Raw genomic sequence first — 21,672 nt, forward strand, 5'->3', positions numbered from 1 at the left:
TATGACCACCACCAAGCCACCGGTAAGCGCCGGCACACTGTTGACTCTGAATTCGAGTGCCCACACCCAACAGCCGATGACCCGCCCGAACGCCACAGCCCTCGTGGTAACGGTGGTCATCCTCACGACCCTTTTCGGCTGGATGCTGAGCTTCGCCACCCGGGAACCGGGTGCGCGCATCGCCCGTCCCGGTGTCGACGATCAGACCTTGATGTCGGCCGAACCACTTTTTGGCTGGACCACATGGCCCTACATTTTCGAGGTCGGCGCCGTGGTCATGTTCGTGGGGGGCTTGATTGTCCTTGTGCTGCAATCGATCAAAGCGGGCCGGATAACTATCGGCTTGCTGTTCTTCATCGCAGGCAACTCGTTGGTGTGGCTCGACCCGTGGGGCAACTGGGGGCCCTACGCGACGTATGACTCACGCCTGCTGCACTGGCCGGAAACCTGGTGGTGGGCATCGGTATCCCCCACCGTCGAACCGGTTTTCAACTTCATCGGCTACTACGCGTTCTACATCGGACCGTCTGCCCTGTCGATCCTTCTCCTCAAACGGGTCATCGGACCTCGCTTCAGCTCGGGGGCGTTCATCCACCGCCACCCCTTGATCTCGCTAACGATCATTACCGTGATCGTCGGGTTCATCATCGATGCAGTCATCGAGACTTTCTTCGTACGAACTGGTCTGTACGGGTATTCTCAAGTGCCGAAGTTTGGTTCGATTTTCGTCGGAGAGGCCCACCAGTTCCCGCTGCTACTGGAGTCGCTTTCCACCACCTTGCCGTTCATCGCAGTGAGTCTGCTCTGGTGGCGTAACGACACGGGCCTGACCGGCGCCGAACGCTTCGCCAATAAGTTCGCGATCACTCGCAAGACGGGTAGGGCCGGTGTGCTCGCCGTGATGATCCTGTTCATGAACATTGGCTATTTCGCCTATCTGGCACCATTTTTCGTCATTCGTTATTTCGATCTGTCCACCGAGGTGGCGCGGCCGTGGCGGTGGTGTGCGGTAATGGTCTACGACCCTCAGGGTCACTATGAGAAGGCTGGCGAACAGGGACCCTTCTTTGAGGGCATCTGGGCGCACTGGCCGTCGGGTCAACCCAACGGGCGTGAGGTGAGCCCGCCTGTGGGCGAACCTCTTCCTAACGCATGTAGGCCGTCGTGAGCCGTGCAATGCGATCTCCTCGCACGGCTCTCGTCACAGGTGCGTCAAGGGGATTGGGGCGAGCTTCGGTAGTCGAGCTCATCGGCCGCGGTTGGCATGTCCTCGGCGCGATGCGTTCCCCTGATAGGGACGGACCCGACCTCGTCGGCCAGGTGTCCGGACTCCGTGGCGACCTCGAACTCGTACGGCTGGATCTTGACAGTGACGCATCGATCCGTGCTGTCGGCGGACTGTGCACCGAAAGGGTACCCGACGCGCTGATCCACATCGCCGGTCTAGCGCCGTCGGCGGCATTTGAGGACATCCCCCACGAGGAACGCGTCAGCACGTTGCAAACGAACCTTCTGGGGCCGATGCTGCTGACGGAATTACTCCTTCCGGCAATGCGCGCACGCGGTACAGGAAGAATAGTTGCGGTGGCCAGCCTGGCCGCCAGGATCGGACTTCCGCTCGCATCCGTATACGGGGCCAGCAAGGCCGGACTTGAACGATGGATCGAAGGCCTGGCGACAGAGATTCACCAATTCGGTCTGTCTGCTCACGTGATCGAGTCCGGCATGTTCGCCACCGACATGATGGCGAACTCCGATGTGCCGGCGCCAGAAGGTCCGTATGGCCCGATGTACGCGAAATTCTCGAAGCGTCGAGCGGGGGTCGTTGCGAAAGCCAAGCCTGCCGAACAGTTCGCGCGAGCGTTGGCGGATTTTGTCGAGCGGCCCAAAGCGCCGGTATTGAAGCCGGTTGGCACCGATGCGATCGGCGCGTACTACGCACAGCGACTCATCCCGGCCGGCGTCATCAGCACTGCGCTCAAACATGTTGTCAAACCGTGAAATTGGTACCACAGACAGGGCAGATCGGTGGACTTCAGCTATCCAGAGAATGCGCAGCATCTGCGCGCGGAGTTTCGGGCCTGGCTCGCAGATAACCTTAACGACGAAGTCATCGAAGCAGACCGTCACCGGGGCCGCTGCGACCAGGCATTCCAGACACTTCGATCCTGGGACGCAGCGGTCGCCGACGCAGGTTGGGCAGCGATCTCTTGGCCAAAAGCGCTCGGGGGCCGGGATGCCGGCGCGCTCGAAAAGCTTGCCTACGCCGAAGAGGCGGCACGGGCTGGCCTACCGGCCCCGTTGAACCTGATCGGGATCAGCAACATTGCGCCCGCGATCATGTTGTACGGGTCCGAGCAACAGATGCAGACTCTGCTGCCGAGAATGGCTCGATCAGAGGACATTTGGTGCCAGGGAATGTCGGAGCCCGATGCCGGCTCCGACTTGGCGTCGCTGCGCACCCGAGCAGTACGTGACGGTGAGGACTTCGTGATCAACGGCCAGAAGATCTGGACCTCATTGGGTCACCGCGCCGACTGGTGCCAACTCTATGTCCGCACTGACCCCGATGCCCCCCGCCACCAGGGTATCTCCTGCCTTATCGTCGACATGTCGACCCCTGGTATCCGGGTGCGTCCGCTGGTCAGCATTAATGGGGATGCTGACTTCGCGGAGATCTTCTTCGACGATGTCCGGGTGTCTGCCGACGCAATTCTCGGACCGCTGAACGGTGGCTGGCAGGTGGCCATGACGACCTTGGACCACGAACGTGCCGCAGCGGCACAGTTGTACGTCGAGATGCGTCAGCGGTTACGCGATTTGGTGACCGATCTCGGTCAGCTGCGCGATACGAGTGTCTTGAGCGACCCAACGGTGCAATGCCGGCTGGGAGAGCTCGCAATTCGCATCAATAATCTCGAAATACTCTGTCTGCGCGCCGTTTCGGCAGTGATGAGCGGTGGTGACGTCGGAGCAACGGCCAGCCTGGCCAAATCGACGTGGGGCGAGGTCGGCCAGGATCTGGCAGCTTTGGGTTACGAACTGCTCGGTCACCACGTCTTCGGAGGGCAGTGGGCGCATCAGCGTCTGTCCGCTAGAGCGCTGACCATCGCGGGGGGGACCACTCAGGTGAGCAAGAACATCACGGCTCAGCGGGTCCTGGGGATGCCGCGACGATGAACCTCGAACTGTCCGCCGAACAGGACGCCATGCGGGCGACGGTGCGGTCCTTCCTTGCTGATCACGCCGGTGCCGAAGAACATGCACGATCTGCCGCAGACCCTGACCACGCAGGGTCGTCGGGGATCTGGCGAGGTCTGGCTGACTTGGGCACGACAGGATTGCTGGTTGAAGAACGCCTGGGCGGCGCAGGGCTGACGATGGTCGAAGCAGGCATGGTTCTTGAAGAGCTCGGCGCCGTCCTACACCCGGGGCCGTGGACATCATGCGCGGTGCTTTCGGTGCGACTGCTCGACCAACTGCTCGAACCTCCGGCAGAACTCTATGCGGGCATCGCCGACGGAACGCTCATTGTGACCTCAGCATTGGAGGCACCCGGGGTATCGCTCGACAGCCACACCGGCACAACTTTGTCGGGTGAACTACACCACGTGCCCGACGCCAGCACCGCCAACCTCCTGCTGATCCCTATCATCGCGGAGCAAGACTTCAGGGTTTTCGCCGTCGAGGCCGAGCATCGGCACCTCCATACCGAACGGGTCCCAGGCATCGACCACACGCGGCGGCGGTATCACGTGAAGCTCGACGGAGTGCCCGGCCGCGACCTCGGTCATATCGCAGCCGAATCCCTGGCTGCAGTAACCGATGACGTACTCATCGCGACTGCGGCCGAAGCACTGGGTGCGGCGCGGGCGGTGCTGGATGAAACCGTCGCCTACACGAAGGTGCGCCACCAATTCGGGCAACCGATCGGTGCCTTCCAGGCAGTTCAGCACCTCTGCGTCGACATGCTCGAGACCGTGGAACTCATACGCAGCGGCGTCCTGCACGCCCTGTGGGCATCCGCGTCAGGACCATCGCCGGAACGGCACCTGGCGGCAGCCAGGCTGAAGGGAATGTCGGGCACTCTGGCCGAGGTGGGTGACACCGCCATCCAGGTACTTGGCGGGATCGGATACACCTGGGAGCACGACGCGCACCTGTATCTTCGGCGCCTGCTCGACTGGAGCTCTTTCCTCGGCCGGCCCACGGCCTATCAGCGGGAAATCGGCGCCGCACTCATCGCCGAGATCCTCCCTCATCTCGCGCAACCGTTGGGCATGGGAGTGACGAGTTGAGCAGGAACCTCGGCCCGGGACCGATACACAGGTCCGAAACCTCAAGCAGCGCAGCACCGCTAGCGGCATCTTCCGGCCGCCACTTCGGCGTCTCGCACTACATTCGCCCACTCGCCGGTTTGGGTTTGGTCATAGCGCTGGTCGTGATCGTGTTCTTCGCGATCAGCCTGTTCGGCGGAAGATTCACCGAAACCGTTGCCGTCACGGTGATCTCGGATCGTGCCGGGTTGGTCATGAATCCCGACGCCAAGGTCAAGATGCACGGCGCGCAGGTGGGCACGGTCAAGGCGATCGACTACCGGGCCGACGGCACCGCAGTGCTCACTTTGGCGATGAACCCCGACATGCTGCAGGACATTCCGTCGAACACCCAGGTCGACATCGCGTCGTCGACGGTGTTCGGAGCCAAATTCGTCCAGCTCAAAGCCCCTGACGAGGTAACCGATTTCGAGCCGATGACCGCCGGCCAGGTGATCACTGCCGAACGCGTCACGGTAGAGGTCAACACCGTGTTCGAGCGTCTGCGCTCGGTGTTGTCAACGATCCAACCCGACAAACTCAACAAGATTCTGAGCGCCCTGTCCAGCGGGCTCGACGGGCGCGGTGCGACGATGGGACGTGGCCTGTCTGACTTGAATCAGTTGTTGGCGCAACTGGATCCGAGTCTGCCCAATCTTGCGCGCGACATCGAGACTGCACCCGAAGTTTTCGACGCATTCGCCGATGCGGCACCAAATCTGCTCGTCGTTGCACAGAATGCCTCGACGATGAGCCAAACACTGGTAACCGAACAGGACGCTCTCGACCAGATGCTCACCAGCGTCATCGGACTGGCGGATACCGGAGAACCTGTCCTGGTCGATAATCGGGTGGCCCTAGTGGACACGCTGCGCCTGCTCAATCCGATCACGGGGCTGACCAATAAATACAACGAGGCGCTCAATTGCGCGCTGACAACACAATTGGTGAACTCCAAAATACCACCGCTGAAGAATGCCGGCGCGGAAGTGCTGACGAGTTTCTCCTTTGGGGTGGAACGGTACCGCTACCCCGGTGACCTACCGAAGGTTGCAGCGACCGGGGGTTCACAGTGTGGCGGACTACCGGTACTACCCAAGGAATCGCGCCTCCCCTGGTTGGTGGCCGACACGGGCGCCAATCCTTGGAAGTACGGCAATTCGGGCATCGTCCTCAACGCGGCCGGACTCAAGGAGATGCTCTTCGGGCACATTGACGGCCCCCCACGAAACAGCGCACAGATCGGGCAGCCAGGATGAGGCGCATAAACCGGGCCTACCCGAAGTTCGGGGCGTTCGTCGTCGTGATGACGATACTCACGGCAGGCTTGTTCTTGATATTCGGCGACTACCGATCGGGTTCGGTGAATAACTACACCGCGGTGTTCACCGACGCTTCCGATGTGAAGAGCGGCGATTCGGTACGCGTAGCGGGCGTTCGAGTCGGCACGGTTACGTCGGTTGATCTCCAGCAAGACAATACGGTCCTCGTAGCATTCGACGCCGACCGCAGCACCGTCCTCACCAGCGGCACGAAAGTCGCCGCTCGCTACCTCAATCTGGTCGGCGACCGTTATCTCGCGTTGATCGACACCCCGGGGGCGACCAACGCGATATCGGCGGGGTCACGGATCGATGTTGACCGCACGGTCCCAGCTCTTGACCTGGACCAACTACTCGGGGGACTGAAACCAGTTATCCAAGGGCTGAAGCCCGACGAGATCAACGCGCTCAGCGCCTCTTTGATTGAAATTCTGCAAGGTCAGGGCAGCACGGTGGAGTCTCTGTTTTCCAGGACTTCGTCATTTACCAACACCCTGGCTGACAACGGCCAGATTGTCCAAGATCTTATTGATCACCTCAATACTGCGATGGCGACGCTGGCGCGGGACGGCAACCAATTCTCGGCGACCCTCGAGCGCATGCATCACCTTGTCAGCGAACTCAGCACTGAGCGTGAACCCATCGGCGAAGCAATCGAAGCCCTGAGCAACGGTACCGCCTCCCTGACATCCTTTTTGGGACAGGCACGCCCGCCCCTGGCCGAGACTATTGATCAACTCAATCGGCTGGCCCCCAACCTCGACGCCCAACTGGACCGCATCGACACCGCGCTGGCGCGGGCCCCGGAGAACTATCGAAAACTGGCGCGCATCGGCTCCTACGGCACCTTCATCAACTACTACCTGTGCGGACTCTCCTTTCGGGTCAGCGACCTGGAGGGGCGCACGGCGGAGTTTCCCTGGACCAAACAAACCGAGGGAAGGTGCGCCGAACCCCAATGATCAAATACCGCCATTCGAAGATGATGCGGGCCGGAGTTCTCGGCTTCGTGCTGATTGTGCTCGTGATCGCCGTCGGTCTGCAGCCCGAACGCATCATCACCTGGGCCGCGTCCCTGCGATACCAAGCAGAATTCCTGGATGCCGGCGGTCTCGCCGTAGGCGACGAAGTCAGGATTTCGGGCGTCAAAGTTGGTTCAGTGTCCGATATTTCGTGGCACGAGGGTGATGCACTGGTGACGTTCACCGTCGATGGCGGACATACCCTGGGGACCGATACGACTGCGCACATTCGGACCGGAACCCTCCTTGGACAGCGTGTGCTGACCCTTGAACCTGCCGGTGCCACCACGATGCGTCCGCTGCAGGTGATACCGACTTCGCGGACAGCATCGCCATATTCGTTGACGCAAGCTGTCAATGAGTTCACTGCGAACACCGCGGGTACTGACACCGCGTCGCTCAACCAGTCACTCGACACGTTGGCCACGACGATTGGGCAGATCGCACCAGAACTCGGCCCCACCTTCGACGGGCTCAGCCGACTGTCCTCCTCGATCAACGGCCGCAACGAGAATCTCACTCAACTCCTCGCCAACACCGACAAGGTGACCACCGTGCTCGCGGAACGGAGCAACGAGGCGAACTCCCTGATCTTGAATGCCAATGACCTGCTGGCTGTTCTTGTCGAGCGACGGCAGGCGATCGCGAACTTGCTCGCCGACACCTCAGCACTGGCGTTGCACATCAAGGGGATGATCGCCGACAACGAGGCGGAACTGGCGCCGACGCTGGACAAGCTCAACACACTCAACGCGATGCTGGAGAAGAACCGCGACAACATCGCCAAGGCTCTCCCGGGTCTGACCAAGTATCAGACGACCCTCAGCGAGATTGTCGCTAACGGACCCTTCTATCAAGCATTTGTCCCCAACCTGATACCCGCCTCCGTGCTGCAGCCATTCCTGGACTACGCCTTTGGCTTTCGCCGCGGCGTCGAGGCGGGCCACCCGCCCGATGACGCAGGCCCACGGGCCGAACTTGACCTCCCGTTCAACGGGATCCCCCTGACCCCGCAGCCGCCGCGATGACTGGGCGGGCATGGTTGTGGCGTGCAACACTAGTGATGCTCCTGGCATGCGCCATGGCGGCTGCTCTGGTGCTGGTCACCGGCATCGTTCGCAGCCCAATCCGGATCACAGCTATGTTCACCACGGCGACAGGCGTCTATCCCGGCGACCAGGTACGGGTGGCCGGCGTAGAGGTGGGACAAATCGAGACGATCGACGCCGACGGGGCGGTGGTGCGACTGTCGATGACAGTCGACCACGCGGTACCGATCCCCGCCGACGCGCAAGCTGTGATCGTGGCACAGAACCTGATCTCTGCACGCTACGTCCAGCTCACGCCATCGTATCGGGGACCGGGACCCACTCTGGGTGACGGTGCCGAGATCCCCGTCACGCGCACCGCCGTGCCTGTGGAGTGGGACGAGGTCAAGCGTCAAATAACCAGATTAGCAACGGAATTGGGGCCGACGGTGGGCGCTGAGGGCACCTCGGTGTCGCGTTTCATCGACTCGACGGCGGCGGCGATGGGCGACAATGGTGAGAAGCTGCGCGAGACGCTTCGACAGCTGTCCGGGGTTGGCCGTGTGCTCGCGCAGGGCGGCGGCAACATCGTGGATATCATCGCCAACCTCCAGACGTTCATCACAACGTTGCGAGACAGCAACACTCAGATCGTTCAGTTCCAGGATCGGCTGGCAACTCTGACAAGTGTTCTCGAGGGGTCGCGCTCCGACCTCGACGCGGCACTGACCAATGTCGCCGACGTGGTGGCAGATGTGCAGCGTTTCATCGCTGGCACGCGAGACAAGACTGCGGAGCAGATTCGGGGACTCGCGGACGTCACCCAGAATCTCGTCGATCACCGCAGAGATCTCGAGCAGTTGTTGCACATGGCGCCGACTGGCCTCGCCAACACCTACAACTTCTTCGATCCTCGTGACGGTTCAATCAACGGGGCGTTCGCCTTCAATAACTTCGCCAACCCAGTCGCGTTGATCTGTTCTGCTCTTGGCGCCGTGGAGAACACCACCGCACCTGAAACCGCGAAGCTTTGCGCCCAGTATCTCGGGCCCGGCCTGCGACTGTTGAACTTCAACGGCCTACCGTTCCCGGTGAATCCCGTAATTAGCGCGATGCCGCCGCCGGAACTGATGAGGTACACCGACGCTAGCCTGGCACCAGGTGGGGCCGGTCCCGCACCGCAGCCTCCGGAGACACCGCCGTCGGTATCTGCCTTTACCGGGATGGGCGGCGATGTGATCGCGCCCCCGCAGGCAACGAGTTTTCCCGAGATGATGTTGCCCTCAACCACGTTGGCGCCCCAGCCCCCGGGCCCCTTACTGCCAGCTGAAGGGCCCCCGCGCGCAATGCCGCCTACCTCGACTCCCGAAGGAACACCAGCACCGTGATCATTCGCCGCGTCTTCAGAACGATCGTCGTGGTTGCGTGCTGCCTTGCGCCCGGCAGCGTCGGTTGCGCGTTCCAGGGGGTGAACTCACTGCCGCTGCCCGGCACGGTCGGGCGAGGCGACGGCGCGCAATCTTTTCACGCCAAGCTTGCGAATATCGGTTCACTGGAACCTAATTCACCGGTCATGATCGACGACGTCGTGGTTGGAAGCATCAAGACACTGACTGCTTCGGATTGGACTGCCGACGTGCAATTCACGGTCAAACCCGGCGTGGCCGTGCCGAGCAACGCCCTGGCAGCGGTCGGGCAGACGAGCCTGCTCGGATCGATGCACCTGTCCTTGAACCCGCCGGTCGGCGAACAGCCCGTCGGTCGATTACGGCCCGGCTCCACGGTACCGCTCGATGACACCTTCACCTATCCGTCAACCGAGGAAACACTCGCATCGGTCTCGGTGCTGGTCAACTCCGGTGGCCTGGGACAAATCGGTGACATCGTGCGCAATATGAACGCCGCCCTCGGCGGGCGCGAACAGGAGGTCCGCGAGCTTCTCGGACGGCTCGACCGACTTGTCGGGGTGTTCGACAGCCAGAAAGAGAATGTCGTCGCCTCCATCCAGACGATGAACCGACTCGCCGAGACAGTCGCACGACAGCGCGACGCGGTATCGGATGCGCTCAGAGATCTGCCCCCCGCTCTCGATGTCCTGATAGCGCAGCGGCCCCGCATCACCGAAGCGCTCAACCGGCTCGGTGACTTCAGCGATACCACCACCACGGTCGTCAACGAGGCTGAGGGGGACCTCATCGCCACGCTGCAGAACCTTGGTCCGACCGTCCGTGCGCTGGCCGACGTCGGCCCGGAGATCGGCAGCGCCATCGCACACACCACGGTGTCGCCGTTCAGCCAGAACATCATCGACCGCGGCGTGCATGGCGACTATATGAACCTGTTCATCACCATCGACCTGACCGTAAACAGGCTGAAGCGGACACTGCTGTCAGGCACTCGATGGGCCAATCCCTACGTTCCGCTGGTCCCGGCACCGGGTGACAGCGGCTATGACGCCTATTACGCGCATGATCCGCTCACGGTCCCGCTCGCGATCCCGCCCGCGGAAACCGTTGCCCCTCAAGCTGAACAGCCCGCGGTAACCGAACCAACGGCGGGAGAGGGTTAATGCTGTCCCGCTTGGTACGAATCCAGCTCATCATCTTCTCCGTCGCCTCAGTCGTCGGCATCACAGTGATGCTGCTTGGGTACGTGCAGCTGCCAACGCTGCTGGGCGTGGGGCGCATGAGCGTCACACTGCAGCTCCCCGAACTGGGCGGGCTGTACAGGTTCGCGAACGTGACCTACCGCGGCGTTCAGGTCGGCAAGGTCACCGAGGTGGACTTCACCCGCAAAGGAGCAGACGCTGTTCTGTCCATCAAGGGGTCAGCCCGCATCCCGGCCAATCTGCGCGTCGAGGTGCGCAGTATGTCAGCAGTGGGAGAGCAATACGTCGACCTGCAGCCGGTCGACGCCGCACCGCCCTATCTCACCGACGGGTCGGTGATCACCGCCGACCGGGTATCGGTGCCACAACCCGTCGGCCCCATGCTCGACAAGACCAGCGAGCTGCTGGCGAGCATCCCGAAGGAGACCCTCGCCGCGCTCATCGATGAGTCGGCGCAGGGCCTCGACGGCGCCGGCTTCGATATCGGATCTCTGATCGACTCGTCGGCCACCCTCAGCGGTGACGCAGCCTCAGTCGCAGGCCAGGTGAGAGCTCTCGTGGACGACAGCGGTCCGTTGCTCGACGGCGCCGCCCAGTCGGCCGAAGACACACGCGCGTGGGCATCGAACCTCGCTGGCGTTACTGATCAACTGGTCGAGAACGATCCGCAGTTCCGTACCATCCTCCATGATGGTCCGCCAGCAATCGACGAGGTAACCCGCCTGCTCGATCAGGTGAAACCGACATTGCCTGTGCTTCTTGCGAATTTGAGCAGCGTTGGCCAAGTGGGCGTCACATATTTACCTGCGCTGGAACAGATCTTCGTGCTGCTGCCGCCGACGCTGGGGGCATTTCAGGGCACGTCGCAGGGCAGGAACTACACGGGAATGCCTCTGGGTAACTTCAGGGCGCAAATCGCTGACCCGCCGCCGTGCACCGTTGGATTTCTTCCGCCTTCTCAGTGGCGTTCGCCGGCCGACACTACAACGATCGACACCCCCGACGGGCTGTACTGCAAGCTGCCGCAGGACTCCCCGACGGCGGTGCGGGGCGCTCGCAATCTGCCGTGTCTCGCACATCCGGGAAAGCGGGCGCCGACCGTAGAGATCTGCGACAGCGATAAACCGTTCGTGCCGCTGGCTATGCGTGAGCACATATTGGGGCCGCCGCCGGTGGACCCCAACTTGATTGCCCAGGGGATCCCGCTGGACAGTCGTGTCCCCGGTGAAGCCGACAGTCGGATGTACGCGCCGGTCGAGGGCACGCCGCTGCCGCCCGGGGCTGCGCGCGCGGGAGCCCCACCGGAGCCGCCGCCACCTGCCCCTGTGCTGCCGATCACTCCACCGACGCCGGCACTTGGGGTGGCGACATATGATCCGAGCACGGGAAGTTACGTTGCGCCCAACGGGATTCGGTACCAGCAGCAGGATCTCATTGCCACACCGTCGTTGAAAGATCTGATGTTAGGTCCCACGCGATGAGTTGGATTCCGCCGACACGAACCGCAGGCGCAGCGATCACGGTGATAGTCGCCATCTTTGTGCTCGTTGTGCCCCCGGCCGGGGCAGACGACAGCGTCGCCCTCAACGGCCACTACCTGGCGGTGTCGGATGGCAAGTGGTCCAAGACGGGCGATCGGGACTATGACCAGCCCACCGTGACAAACATATGGACCATCGCGACCGTATGCGAGAACTTCCAACGGTGCCAGGGTGAAGTCGTCAGCGATGCAGGCTGGACTGCGACGATCAAACTTCTCAGTGGAACGTGGTACGTCGGGCCGCGGGTACATGAGAGCTGGGCGCCATGCCCCAACGGCACCGCCGCATCCGGAAGCCAGCAGTATCGGTTCTGGACCGACCCGGACAACCCAGCGATCCTCACCGGTTGGGACAAAACTCGAACAGCGAGCGGCGCCTGCGGAAGGAACCGCTCGGTGGAGGTCCAGATGCCGTTCCACCTGAGTCCGCTTTAAGCCTCACCATGGCAGCGAGGGAGTCAAAAACGCAGGCGGACAGTCAGTTTAGGAACTGCGCTCACGTTCCACACGCGGATGAAATCGGAGGATGACGATGGCCGGACGACTCGAAGGTAAAGTCGCTTTCATTACCGGGGCGGCGCGGGGCCAGGGTCGCGCGCACGCGCTGGCGATGGCCCGCGAGGGGGCGGACATTGTCGCCGTCGACATCTGTGCCGACATCACGTCCAACCCTTATCCACTTGCAACGCCTGATGATCTGGGTGAGACCGAGCGGTCGGTCAAGGAATTCGGCCGACGCGTGTATGCCCGCGTGGCCGACGTACGCGAGCGGTTCGCGTTGCGTGAGGCCTTAGACGCGGCGCTGGTCGATTTCGGGAGACTCGACATCGTCGTCGCCAACGCCGGCATCCTCCCAATGGCCATGGGGTCGCCAGATCCGATGCATTTCGTTGATGCCACCGACGTGGACCTGGTCGGTGTCCTCAACACTGTTGCCGTGTCGGTTCCGCACCTGTCGGAAGGGTCGTCAATCATCATCACCGGCTCAACCGCGGGCATGATGCCAGGCAACGCGGACAGCCCGCAGATGGGTCCCGGCGGCGCAGGCTATGCGTGGAGCAAGCGAACCTTAATGGACTACGCCGAGCAGATCGCGATTCACTTGGCGCCCAGATTCATTCGTGTCAACGTGATGCATCCGACGAATGTCAATACCGACCTGTTGCACAACGACGGAATCTACTCTGTGTTTCGGCCGGACCTCGTTGCCCAAGGGCAGAAGCCGACCCGCGAGGACGCGGATCTGGCGTTCACATACTTTCAAGCGATGCCGATCCCCTATGTCGAGCCCGAAGACATCGCGAACCTCGCCGTCTTCCTGGCCAGCGATGAGAGCCGCTATATCACCGGCCAGCAGATCCGAGTCGATGCGGGGTCCTACTTGAAATTCCCCAACGGGCCCGGTAACTGAGGGCCAACTCGCAGCGCGTTGGGCGTGCCGCCTGCTGGCGCGCGGTACGCCTGAGATCGGTACGGCGGGTGCTCCTGCTCAAAGCGCGTGGCCAATTCGCTGGGATGCACCTGGGTGTGCTCCGCGCCGAGCGAAAGGCCCGCGCAGCGGCATGACCGGAAGCGGTGCTAGGAATTCAGAAGATGCTCACCGATGATGTGTCGTTCGCGGAGGGACTCGATCTGCCGCTCCGATAGACCCAGCGCCCCGAGGACCTGGTTGTTGTGCTGGCCCAGCGTTGGAGACACGGACCGGTGGTGATGATGGGGGCCGGGAGTGATGCGAAAGGGCCAGCCGGGAAAGCGATGCCGACCGGTGATCGGATGCTCGAGCTCCTGGTAAAAGTCACGTGCGTTGAGCTGCTCGACGTCGTACATGCGATCTGCGCTGAGCAACCGTTCTGCAGGTACGCCGCGCAGGCCGAGCTCGTGCACCACGTCTTCCGATGTGCACGTCCGGGTCCACGCTGTGAGAACGTCATCGAACGCATCGTGGTTGTCCAGCCGGGCCTGCGAAGTGGCGAATCGCGCGTCGGCCAGGTGTTCCGGCTGGGCGAGAAGTTCCGTGACCGCCATCCAGTCGGAATCGTCACGCACCGAGATCGCCACCCAGTCGTCGTCGGCAGCAGTCGGATAGACACCTTGTGCGTAGATGCGGTGCCGATTGCCTTCGCGCGCTCGCACCCGGCCCGTCAACGAGTACTCGATGACAGGCTCGGCCGTCACTGCCGCGCCCACTTCGATCTGCGCCACCTCGATGAGCTGGCCTTCGCCCGTCCGGGAGCGATGTTCCAGCGCCGCTAGTAGCGCGACGGTCGCGTGCACGCCGGCGATGGGGTCCGCCGGACCCTGCAGATTGCACGGCGGCCCATCTGCATAGCCGGTCGCTGACGACATCCCGGACAGCTGCTCGATGTTGAGTGCCCATCCCACGTAGTCACGCCATGGACCTTCGAGCCCGAAGCCGGGCATCCGGACCATGACCACGTCGGGGTTCACCTTGATCAGCGAGTCATAGTCCAAGCCGAACTGTTCGACGACGCGGGGTGAGAAGTTCTCGACCACGACATCGGCATCGGCAGCCATTTTCAGCGCAAGCTCGCGACCAGCTTCTGATGCCAGGTCGAGCGTGATGTCTCGCTTGTTGAGATTGGTTCCCTGCCACAGGGGTCCGCGCTCGTACCAATCATCGCCGTCGCGCAACAGGGAGCCCGAGTAGCGGTGCCCGTCAGGTCGCTGGATGGACTCCACCTTGACGACGTCTGCTCCGAACGCGCCGAGGTAACAGGTCAGGTAGGCGCCCGCCCAGAAGGTGCTGAGGTCGAAGACCTTCAACCCCGCGAAGGGCAATGCCGGGTCTGCGGGAGGCGATACCGAGAAGGCGCCGGGACGACGCTGAGAGCCACTTCCTGCCGCCTTCTCCCATCCGTCTCCGTCCGTGGCCCGACGTGGCGCAGACCCCGGCGCCACCACCGGTGTCTTCGACAATCGGAAGGGCGCTCCCGGCCTGACGAGACCGGAAGTGGGCCCCTCGCTTCGGGAGTCGATGAAAAAGCCGCGCTCGGCGTATTGCGGACACCCGCGGATGGATTCTCCGTCCGTCACTGGTGCTGCCGGAATCCGCAACGCCTGACTCAACTCGACAAGGTCGGCGACCGTCATCGATTCGAGCCAGGGCCTTGCTTTTTCGAAGAACTCTTCGCGTTCCGGGCCACCGATCATGATCGCGATCTGGTGTTCGCCGAACTCGGGTAGCCCCATCATCGCGCACACGTCCAACCAGTGCTGGCCCGTCAGGCAGTTGATTCCGATCCAGCCATCTGCTGCCTTGACGATGCCCAGCATCGGCGCACCCTTGGCGTTACCGGGCAGCCCCATCTTGATGAGGCGCTCGGCCAGCAACATCGGGTACGGCAGCGTCGAAAGCAGCGTCTCGAAGGCCGAAACATCCACCTCCACAGGATGATCCACCCCGCCGGCGGCGATCCGCAACGCGGTCAATGCGCCCATCGCCGCGTAGGAGCCCGCAATGTACTCAGGAATCCGAGCACCAGCTTGCACAGGGGCCCGGCCAGGCTCACGTTCGTTGACCCACCCCGAAGCGGCCTGCAACGTCAGCGGGGTGGTCTCACGATCCCGCAGCGGGCCGTGCTGACCGAAGCTCGAGATCCGTACCACCGTGAGGTGAGGGTTCAGCCGCGCCAGGCTGTCTGAATCGAGCCCCAGATCCGACCGCACCGCAGACTTCGGGTCCAAGTTCTCGACCAGGAGATCCGCCTCGACCACGAGTTGACGAAACATCGCCAGGCCAGCGGGCGACGCAAAATCTAGCGCCGCCCCGCGCTTACCGGCATTGAGGTACTCGAACAGCGCACTGTGTTCGTCTCCGCCGCCCAACATCGCGCCCCACTGACGCATCGGGTCACCACCCCAAGTCGACTCGACCTTGTGAACCTCGGCACCCAGGTCCACCAATAGCTTCGTGCAATAGGGACCCGAGATCTCGCCACCGACCTCGACAACGCGCAACCCTTCGAGGGGCCCGCTCACGCTGGCACCGCAATCACTTTGGGCTCCATGTGGGCGCGCAGGCCCATCACACCACCTTCGCGGCCGATCCCGCTTTGCCCAAAGCCACCGAAGGGCGCGGCCCCCGCGATTGTGCCGTTGATGGACACCTGCCCGGTGCGGATCCTCCGGGCAACAGCGACGGCGCGGTCCACGTCGGTGGCCCACACCGCGCCGCCGAGTCCGTAGGCGGAGTCGTTGGCGATCGCTATTGCGTCGTCAACATCGTCGTAGCGCAACACGGTGAGAACAGGGCCGAACACCTCTTCCTGTGCAATGTATGAACTGCGGCCCGCACCGGTGAGGATCGTGGGCTCGAAGAAGTGCCCGGCATCTAGGGCCTTCGGACGTTCACCACCCACCACGACGGTGGCGCCGTCGCGCTGCGCCTGCGCGACGAAACCCTCGACGCGATTGAGATGTTCGCGGCTGATGAGGGGGCCCATGGTGACTGCAGGATCAGCGGGGTTACCGATCACGACGTTGCGGGCGAGTTCAGCGAGCCGGGCGACCACGTCATCGTGCAGTGAATTGGGAAGCACTAAGCGACTATTCAGAATGCAGGCTTGCCCAGCATGCATGGTGACGCTGTCGAAGAGGATGCGCTCTAACAGGTCGTCGGTGACGTGGACATCGTCGAGGAACACGCACGCCGACTTCCCGCCACACTCGAGCAGGATCCGCTTCATTGTCGTCGCGGCACCGGCCATCACTTCGCGACCAACCGCCGAGCTTCCCGTGAAGCTAACCATGTCAACACGCCCGTCGAGGGTCAGGGCACGACTGGCCTCTAGACCGGTCGGCGTAATGACGTTCACGACGCCGGCCGGAATGTCGGTGTCCTCGTCGACGATGCGCGCCAAGGCTAGTGCCGCCAGTGGTGTCAGGGGCGATGGCTTAAGCACCACTGTATTGCCCGCTGCCAGGGCTGCGCCTAGCTTCATGACATTCAGCGTGTGAGGGAAATTCCACGGCGTCAGCATTGAAACGACGCCGAGCGGCTCGTAGCGAAGCAGGGTGTTCCCAGCTGCGGCCCAAGGCTGGATCGATGACTCGACTGGCTCCATGGCAAGTTCTGCGGCGTGGCCGGCCATAATCGCCGGGCCCTCGACATGAATGATTCGCTCATTTGCTGAACAACCCCATTCAACTTGCGCGAGAGCGTAGATGTCATCTGCTCGTGTAAGCAAGGCGGCGCTGAGTTGTTGCAGGCAGCGGGAACGCTCAGCGGGCTCAAGCGACGGCCACGGACCGGTGTCGAAAGCGCTACGAGCGGCCTCGATCGCGGACTCTACCTGCTCGACGCTGGCATCCGGCGCAGAGGCGATCACGGCTTCGGTTGCCGGGTTCATGACGTCGTACCGCCCGTTGTCGGGGTCAACCCAGCGGCCGCCGATGAAGTGCCCATAGGAGTCGATGAGCGAACGGGCTGGGGTCATCGGTTCGCACGCAGCCTTCCTGCCGTGGGCGCAGAGCCGGAACGGAACCGCCTCTATCCTACATTTAAGATAGATGTGTACACCGCTCCTCGCTCAAGGTCAACCAATTATGCATGCGAGCACCTAATTTCGTGATTGACACGGTGGGTGTCGTTCCGGTAAGCACAGTTAGGCCGGACATATAACCACTATCTGTCCGAGCCGTCCTACCTGAGGAAGGCATCCGCGTGCCCACGAGTCCAGTTTCAAGACCGACCACCGACGTGCCGCTGCACTCGCCGGATTTCTTCATCGGTGACACTGCGGCCGCATTTCGCGAGATGCGCAGGACCACCCCGGTGGTGTGGAACTCGGAGATGAAGTTCTGGTCTTTGCTCAGATATGAGGACTGCCGCCATGTCTCATCGAACCCGCGCCTGTTCACCTCCACGAAGGGGGTGACAATTCCAGACCCAGCTTTTCCCGAGGCGCCTGTGCACGAAGGCAGTCTGCTGTTTACCGACCCGCCCCGCCATCGGCAGCTGCGTAAGTTGATCAACGCTGGGTTCACTAAACGGCAGGTAACGTTGCTGGAAGCGAAGGTGCGGGGCCTGGTAACCGATATTGTGTCCGAGATAGACCCTTCACGGGAGTACGAGTTCGCCGATGAACTGGCGGCCCCGCTGCCGACTCGCATTATCGCTGAGATGCTCGGCGCGCCGCCGGAGGACTGGGAACAGTTTCGTACCTGGTCGGACGCGTTTGTGGGCAGCGCGGACCCCGAGATCCAGCTCGACACGCTCGCGGCAGCTGGCGAGCTGTACGCCTACTTCACCGAGCTCATCGAAGCACGCCGCGCAGGCAAGGTGACTGATTCAGACGACCTGCTGAGCATCTTGGCCGCGGCAGAAGTCGACGGCGAACGCCTGTCGGATGACGATCTGCTGAATTTTTCTTTCCTGCTGCTTGTCGCCGGAAATGAGACGACGCGCAACCTTATTGCGCTTGGCACGCTCGCGCTCATCGAAAACCCCGATCAGTTCGCGCTGCTGCTCGACAGGCCCGACTTATTGCCAAGCGCAGTGGAAGAGATGCTGCGGTTCACTAGTCCGGTGACACATATGGCGCGAACTGCGAATGAGGACACCGTGATTCGCGGCCAGCAGATCAAGGCTGGCGAAATCATCGTGATGCTGTACGGGTCGGCCAACCGCGACGAAGCGGTGTTCGGAGAGACGGCCGAATCCTTCGACATCACCCGTAGCCCCAACCCGCACATCGCCTTCGGGGCCGGCGAACATTCCTGTCTGGGGGCGCAGTTGGCGAGGCTGGAAGCCAGAATCATGTTCGAGGTGCTGCTGGGCACGTATCCGACCATCGAGCTCACCGGTGATGTCACTCGCCTGCGCGCCACGATGGTGCCAGGTGTCAAGAGTATGCCGGTGCGACTGGGAGCAGGTGTCTGATGGACTTCGACTACACGCCTGAGCAGGATCAGCTTCGCAAGGATTATCGCGAGCGCCTTGAGGCGGTGATGACGCCTGAGCGGCGGGCCGCGGTCGCCGGACTGATGGAGGGCGGTGCCGCCATGACCGAGGTCCGCCGAGCGCTGGGCGCGGCCGGACTGCTAGGAGTGGCATGGCCGACCGAATACGGCGGCCACGGACTGACCGCGATGGAGCAGTACATCTTCGGCGAGGAGGCCCGCCGGGTGAACGCGCCGCTGCCGATGATCACGCTGAACACCGTGGGCCCTACGCTGATTCAATTCGGCACCGATGAGCAGAAGAACACCTTCCTGCCCGCCATCCTGCGCGGCGAGGTCGACTTCGCCATCGGATACTCCGAACCCGGCGCCGGCAGCGACCTGGCCTCGCTGCGCACGACCGCCGTGCGGGACGGCGACGAATTCGTCATCAACGGTTCCAAGATGTTCACCAGCGGCGCGGAGTTCGCCGACTACATCTGGCTCGCCGCACGCACTGACCCGGAAGCCAAGAAACACAAGGGCATCACCCTGTTCATCGTTCCGACCAATTCGCCAGGCTTCTCGTGGAAGCCGCTCCACACCATGCCGGGGGTGTCGACCTACTACACCTTCTATGACGATGTCCGTGTCCCCGCGAGCGCAATCGTGCTGGGCGAGAACGAGGGATGGAAGCTGGTCACCAACCAGCTCAATCTCGAGCGCGCGGCCCTGGGCAATCTGGGAGCTTTGGAACCGTTGTTCCAGAAGACGTTGAAGTGGGCACGCGAAACGCGACTGGACGACGGCCTGGTGATCGATCAACCCTGGGTACAGCAGGCACTAGCGCGGGTCGAAGCGCAGGTCTCCGCGTACCGGCTGCTCAACCTGCGAGTGAACGCCAATATGGGTACCGGCGCGCTCGGCATGGCCGAGGCCTCGGCTGCAAAGGTTTTCGGTACCGAACTCACCCAGCAAGTGGCAGGAGAACTGCTCGACGTCGTGGGCCACTCGGCCGTCCGCAAAGACGACGCAGCCCCGCTGAAAGGCGAACTGGAAAGCGCCTATCGCCTCGCAGTCATCAACACGTTCGGCGGAGGCGCCAACGAGCTTCAACGCGACATCATCGCGATGGCCGGCCTCGGGATGCCACGGGCACCTCGCGATATGCGGGCCTCATGACGGAAAGTGCTCAACCGATGAAAGGACGGGCAAGTGACTGAGGTCGACAAAGACGCGCTCCGTGGGCGACTCGATGCGCTCATCGGGCAGCCGATCAGCTCGGGACAGCCGGTGAAGTCGCCGGATCCCGTGAACGCCGCCATGATTCGGCACTGGGCCTACGCGCTGAGCGACTTCAACCCCGCCTACCTCGACGAGGAGTTCGCCAAGAGCTCACGTTACGGGGGCATCGTGTCGCCGCCGGTGATGCTGCAGTCCTGGACGATGGCTCCGCCCAAGCTAGAGGGCATCCACGACCGCGGCGGCGTGCCCGTCGAACTCGGCGAGAATCCCTTGCAGTTCCTCTCCGATGCGGGCTACACGGGCATCGTCGCCACCAACTCCGAATTCGAGATCGAGCGATACCCGCGTGTCGGTGACGACATCACGGCGGAAACGGTTTTCGAGACCATCTCGGATGAGAAGAAGACTGCTATGGGCACCGGGTTCTTCGTCACCTGGATCACCACGTACCGCAACCAGGACGATGAGGTCCTGGGCCGTCAGCGATTCCGCACACTGCGGTTCAAGACGGGAGGCTGAGATGGCCAGCCGCCTCGCACCCTCGATCAGCCCGGACACCGACTTCTTCTGGTCCGGGCTCAAAGACGGTGAATTGCGCATCCAGCGCTGCACGAACTGTCAGCAGCTGCGCGTACCGCCGCGGCCGATGTGCGGGAATTGCCAATCGCTCGACTGGGATTACGCCGTGTCGACCGGACGCGGGACCGTGTACAGCTTCGTCATGCCGCAGTACCCCCCGCTGCCGTTCCTGCAGTACCCGTACGTCGTCGCCCTGATCGAGCTGGACGAAGGCGTGCGCATCGTGTCGAATCTGTGCGACATCGAACCCGGCGATATCAAGACCGGAATGCCCGTCGAGGTCTTCTACGAGACCTTCGAAGCACTCCCCAGCGGCGACGAACTGGTTCTGCACCAGTTCCGGCCCGCGGGCTGACCCGAGGCGAACACACTATGGACTTCACCTTCACCGAAGAACAGGAAACCGTCGGCAAGGTGGCACGGCAGCTCTTCGAAGCCCGTGCCACACCTGAGCATCTCGCCGAACTCGAAGCCGGCGAGGTGCGCTACGACGATGCGTTGTGGCGCGAACTCGCCACCTCCGACCTGCTGGGTATTGCGCTGCCCGAAGCCGTTGGTGGCACCGGAGGTGGATTCCTCGAATTAGGGGTCCTGCTGTCGGAAGTCGGCTGGAGCGTCGCCCCGGTGCCCGTCTACGCGACCCTCGCGCTCGGTGCGGACACCATTGCGCGACATGGCGATTCAGAGATCCAGCAGAAATATCTACCCGGCGTCGTCGACGGCAGCGTCATTCTGACGGCTGCGCTGGCCGAGGCCGGCAATTCCAACCCCGCGCGACCGCGAAGCACCACCGCCCGCAGGGACGGTGACGCCTGGCTTGTCGACGGCGCCAAGGAGTTGGTGCCGGCGGCACAACTGGCACGCGCGATCGTCGTGTCCGCCCTCGCCGACGACGGACCGGGCCTTTTCGTCGTCGACACCGACGCCGCGGGGGTAACTGTCACGCCCGTGCAGACGACTGACGGTGAACCGTACGCGGAGGTCACGTTCACGGGCGCGTCCGCTCGTCGTCTCGGAGGCGACGGCGACACCGCAGACATTGTGGGGGCTCTGTACACGCGAGCTCTTGTGGGACTGTGCGCCATTCAGATCGGCGTCACCGAGCGGGCGCT

At 62.8% G+C, this 21,672-nt stretch carries 19 protein-coding genes; 17 read left to right on the forward strand and 2 right to left on the reverse strand.

Annotation, left to right across the window (positions count from 1 at the left end):
* Position 1: 1 nt before the first annotated feature.
* From P9A17_RS26525 to P9A17_RS26580, 12 genes are all read left to right on the forward strand, one after another.
* Complete coding sequence (locus P9A17_RS26525) at positions 2 to 1,168, forward strand: spirocyclase AveC family protein (RefSeq protein ID WP_278041730.1); 1,167 nt, start codon at positions 2 to 4, stop codon at positions 1,166 to 1,168.
* An 8-nt stretch (positions 1,169 to 1,176) separates the two neighbouring features.
* Positions 1,177 to 2,001 carry an SDR family NAD(P)-dependent oxidoreductase gene (locus P9A17_RS26530; protein ID WP_278041731.1) on the forward strand — a complete coding sequence of 275 codons (825 nt, stop codon included), beginning with the start codon at positions 1,177 to 1,179 and terminating at the stop codon, positions 1,999 to 2,001.
* A 27-nt stretch (positions 2,002 to 2,028) separates the two neighbouring features.
* Positions 2,029 to 3,180, forward strand: coding sequence for an acyl-CoA dehydrogenase family protein (locus P9A17_RS26535; protein ID WP_278041732.1), 1,152 nt, complete (start codon positions 2,029 to 2,031; stop codon positions 3,178 to 3,180).
* Complete coding sequence (locus tag P9A17_RS26540; protein WP_278041733.1) at positions 3,177 to 4,298, forward strand: acyl-CoA dehydrogenase family protein; 1,122 nt, start codon at positions 3,177 to 3,179, stop codon at positions 4,296 to 4,298. The genes P9A17_RS26535 and P9A17_RS26540 overlap by 4 nt, the downstream gene beginning before the upstream one ends.
* Positions 4,295 to 5,575: an MCE family protein gene (locus P9A17_RS26545; RefSeq protein WP_278041734.1), complete on the forward strand. Its 1,281-nt coding sequence runs from the start codon at positions 4,295 to 4,297 to the stop codon at positions 5,573 to 5,575. Before P9A17_RS26540 ends, P9A17_RS26545 begins: the two co-directional genes overlap by 4 nt.
* A complete protein-coding gene (locus tag P9A17_RS26550; protein WP_278041735.1) occupies positions 5,572 to 6,600 on the forward strand; it encodes an MCE family protein in 1,029 nt (342 codons plus the stop codon). Before P9A17_RS26545 ends, P9A17_RS26550 begins: the two co-directional genes overlap by 4 nt.
* A complete protein-coding gene (locus P9A17_RS26555) occupies positions 6,597 to 7,688 on the forward strand; it encodes an MCE family protein (RefSeq protein WP_278041736.1) in 1,092 nt (363 codons plus the stop codon). The genes P9A17_RS26550 and P9A17_RS26555 overlap by 4 nt, the downstream gene beginning before the upstream one ends.
* Positions 7,685 to 9,076, forward strand: coding sequence for an MCE family protein (locus tag P9A17_RS26560; RefSeq protein ID WP_278041737.1), 1,392 nt, complete (start codon positions 7,685 to 7,687; stop codon positions 9,074 to 9,076). The genes P9A17_RS26555 and P9A17_RS26560 overlap by 4 nt, the downstream gene beginning before the upstream one ends.
* Entirely contained in the window at positions 9,073 to 10,257 is a 1,185-nt protein-coding gene (locus P9A17_RS26565; protein WP_278041739.1) for an MCE family protein, read from the forward strand. The genes P9A17_RS26560 and P9A17_RS26565 overlap by 4 nt, the downstream gene beginning before the upstream one ends.
* Positions 10,257 to 11,777 (forward strand): MlaD family protein, encoded by a 1,521-nt coding sequence (locus P9A17_RS26570; protein WP_278041740.1) that lies wholly within the window; start codon positions 10,257 to 10,259, stop codon positions 11,775 to 11,777. The genes P9A17_RS26565 and P9A17_RS26570 overlap by 1 nt, the downstream gene beginning before the upstream one ends.
* The gene (locus P9A17_RS26575) at positions 11,774 to 12,271 is read left to right on the forward strand and encodes a hypothetical protein (protein ID WP_278041741.1); all 498 of its coding nucleotides are present in this window, start codon (positions 11,774 to 11,776) and stop codon (positions 12,269 to 12,271) included. The genes P9A17_RS26570 and P9A17_RS26575 overlap by 4 nt, the downstream gene beginning before the upstream one ends.
* A 97-nt stretch (positions 12,272 to 12,368) precedes the next feature.
* Entirely contained in the window at positions 12,369 to 13,247 is an 879-nt protein-coding gene (locus P9A17_RS26580; RefSeq protein WP_278041742.1) for a mycofactocin-coupled SDR family oxidoreductase, read from the forward strand.
* Positions 13,248 to 13,414: 167 nt separating this feature from the next.
* On the opposite strand, the gene P9A17_RS26585 is transcribed toward P9A17_RS26580, so the two are convergent.
* Together P9A17_RS26585 and P9A17_RS26590 are read right to left on the reverse strand one after the other, a co-directional pair.
* A complete protein-coding gene (locus tag P9A17_RS26585) occupies positions 13,415 to 15,835 on the reverse strand; it encodes a CoA transferase (protein WP_278041743.1) in 2,421 nt (806 codons plus the stop codon).
* Positions 15,832 to 17,292 carry an aldehyde dehydrogenase family protein gene (locus P9A17_RS26590; protein ID WP_278041744.1) on the reverse strand — a complete coding sequence of 487 codons (1,461 nt, stop codon included), beginning with the start codon at positions 17,290 to 17,292 and terminating at the stop codon, positions 15,832 to 15,834. Before P9A17_RS26590 ends, P9A17_RS26585 begins: the two co-directional genes overlap by 4 nt.
* A gap of 269 nt (positions 17,293 to 17,561) precedes the next feature.
* Between P9A17_RS26590 and P9A17_RS26595 the strand changes: the two genes are divergently transcribed.
* The 5 genes from P9A17_RS26595 to P9A17_RS26615 all read left to right on the forward strand — a co-directional run.
* Complete coding sequence (locus P9A17_RS26595; protein ID WP_278041769.1) at positions 17,562 to 18,737, forward strand: cytochrome P450; 1,176 nt, start codon at positions 17,562 to 17,564, stop codon at positions 18,735 to 18,737.
* Positions 18,737 to 19,918 (forward strand): acyl-CoA dehydrogenase family protein, encoded by a 1,182-nt coding sequence (locus P9A17_RS26600; RefSeq protein WP_278041745.1) that lies wholly within the window; start codon positions 18,737 to 18,739, stop codon positions 19,916 to 19,918. The genes P9A17_RS26595 and P9A17_RS26600 overlap by 1 nt, the downstream gene beginning before the upstream one ends.
* A gap of 33 nt (positions 19,919 to 19,951) precedes the next feature.
* Entirely contained in the window at positions 19,952 to 20,500 is a 549-nt protein-coding gene (locus tag P9A17_RS26605; protein WP_278041746.1) for a MaoC family dehydratase N-terminal domain-containing protein, read from the forward strand.
* A 1-nt stretch (position 20,501) separates the two neighbouring features.
* Positions 20,502 to 20,915, forward strand: coding sequence for a Zn-ribbon domain-containing OB-fold protein (locus tag P9A17_RS26610; protein WP_278041747.1), 414 nt, complete (start codon positions 20,502 to 20,504; stop codon positions 20,913 to 20,915).
* Between the two features lie 17 nt (positions 20,916 to 20,932).
* The coding region (locus tag P9A17_RS26615) for an acyl-CoA dehydrogenase family protein (protein ID WP_278041748.1) at positions 20,933 to 21,672 on the forward strand (740 nt) is incomplete at its 3' end.

It is taken from the genome of Mycobacterium sp. 236(2023), assembly GCF_029623955.1.
In the GTDB taxonomy this organism is placed as follows: Bacteria; Actinomycetota; Actinomycetes; order Mycobacteriales; family Mycobacteriaceae; genus Mycobacterium.

What these genes read in the sequence shown, in the direction of transcription:
- P9A17_RS26560 (WP_278041737.1), top strand. Translation starts at nt 7,685, where the DNA reads ATGACTGGGCGGGCATGGTTGTGGCGTGCAACACTAGTGATGCTCCTG.
- P9A17_RS26570 (WP_278041740.1), top strand. Translation starts at nt 10,257, where the DNA reads ATGCTGTCCCGCTTGGTACGAATCCAGCTCATCATCTTCTCCGTCGCC.
- P9A17_RS26530 (WP_278041731.1), top strand. Translation starts at nt 1,177, where the DNA reads ATGCGATCTCCTCGCACGGCTCTCGTCACAGGTGCGTCAAGGGGATTG.
- P9A17_RS26610 (WP_278041747.1), top strand. Translation starts at nt 20,502, where the DNA reads ATGGCCAGCCGCCTCGCACCCTCGATCAGCCCGGACACCGACTTCTTC.
- P9A17_RS26550 (WP_278041735.1), top strand. Translation starts at nt 5,572, where the DNA reads ATGAGGCGCATAAACCGGGCCTACCCGAAGTTCGGGGCGTTCGTCGTC.
- P9A17_RS26525 (WP_278041730.1), top strand. Translation starts at nt 2, where the DNA reads ATGACCACCACCAAGCCACCGGTAAGCGCCGGCACACTGTTGACTCTG.
- P9A17_RS26575 (WP_278041741.1), top strand. Translation starts at nt 11,774, where the DNA reads ATGAGTTGGATTCCGCCGACACGAACCGCAGGCGCAGCGATCACGGTG.
- P9A17_RS26580 (WP_278041742.1), top strand. Translation starts at nt 12,369, where the DNA reads ATGGCCGGACGACTCGAAGGTAAAGTCGCTTTCATTACCGGGGCGGCG.
- P9A17_RS26555 (WP_278041736.1), top strand. Translation starts at nt 6,597, where the DNA reads ATGATCAAATACCGCCATTCGAAGATGATGCGGGCCGGAGTTCTCGGC.
- P9A17_RS26540 (WP_278041733.1), top strand. Translation starts at nt 3,177, where the DNA reads ATGAACCTCGAACTGTCCGCCGAACAGGACGCCATGCGGGCGACGGTG.
- P9A17_RS26590 (WP_278041744.1), bottom strand. Translation starts at nt 17,292, where the DNA reads ATGACCCCAGCCCGTTCGCTCATCGACTCCTATGGGCACTTCATCGGC.
- P9A17_RS26600 (WP_278041745.1), top strand. Translation starts at nt 18,737, where the DNA reads ATGGACTTCGACTACACGCCTGAGCAGGATCAGCTTCGCAAGGATTAT.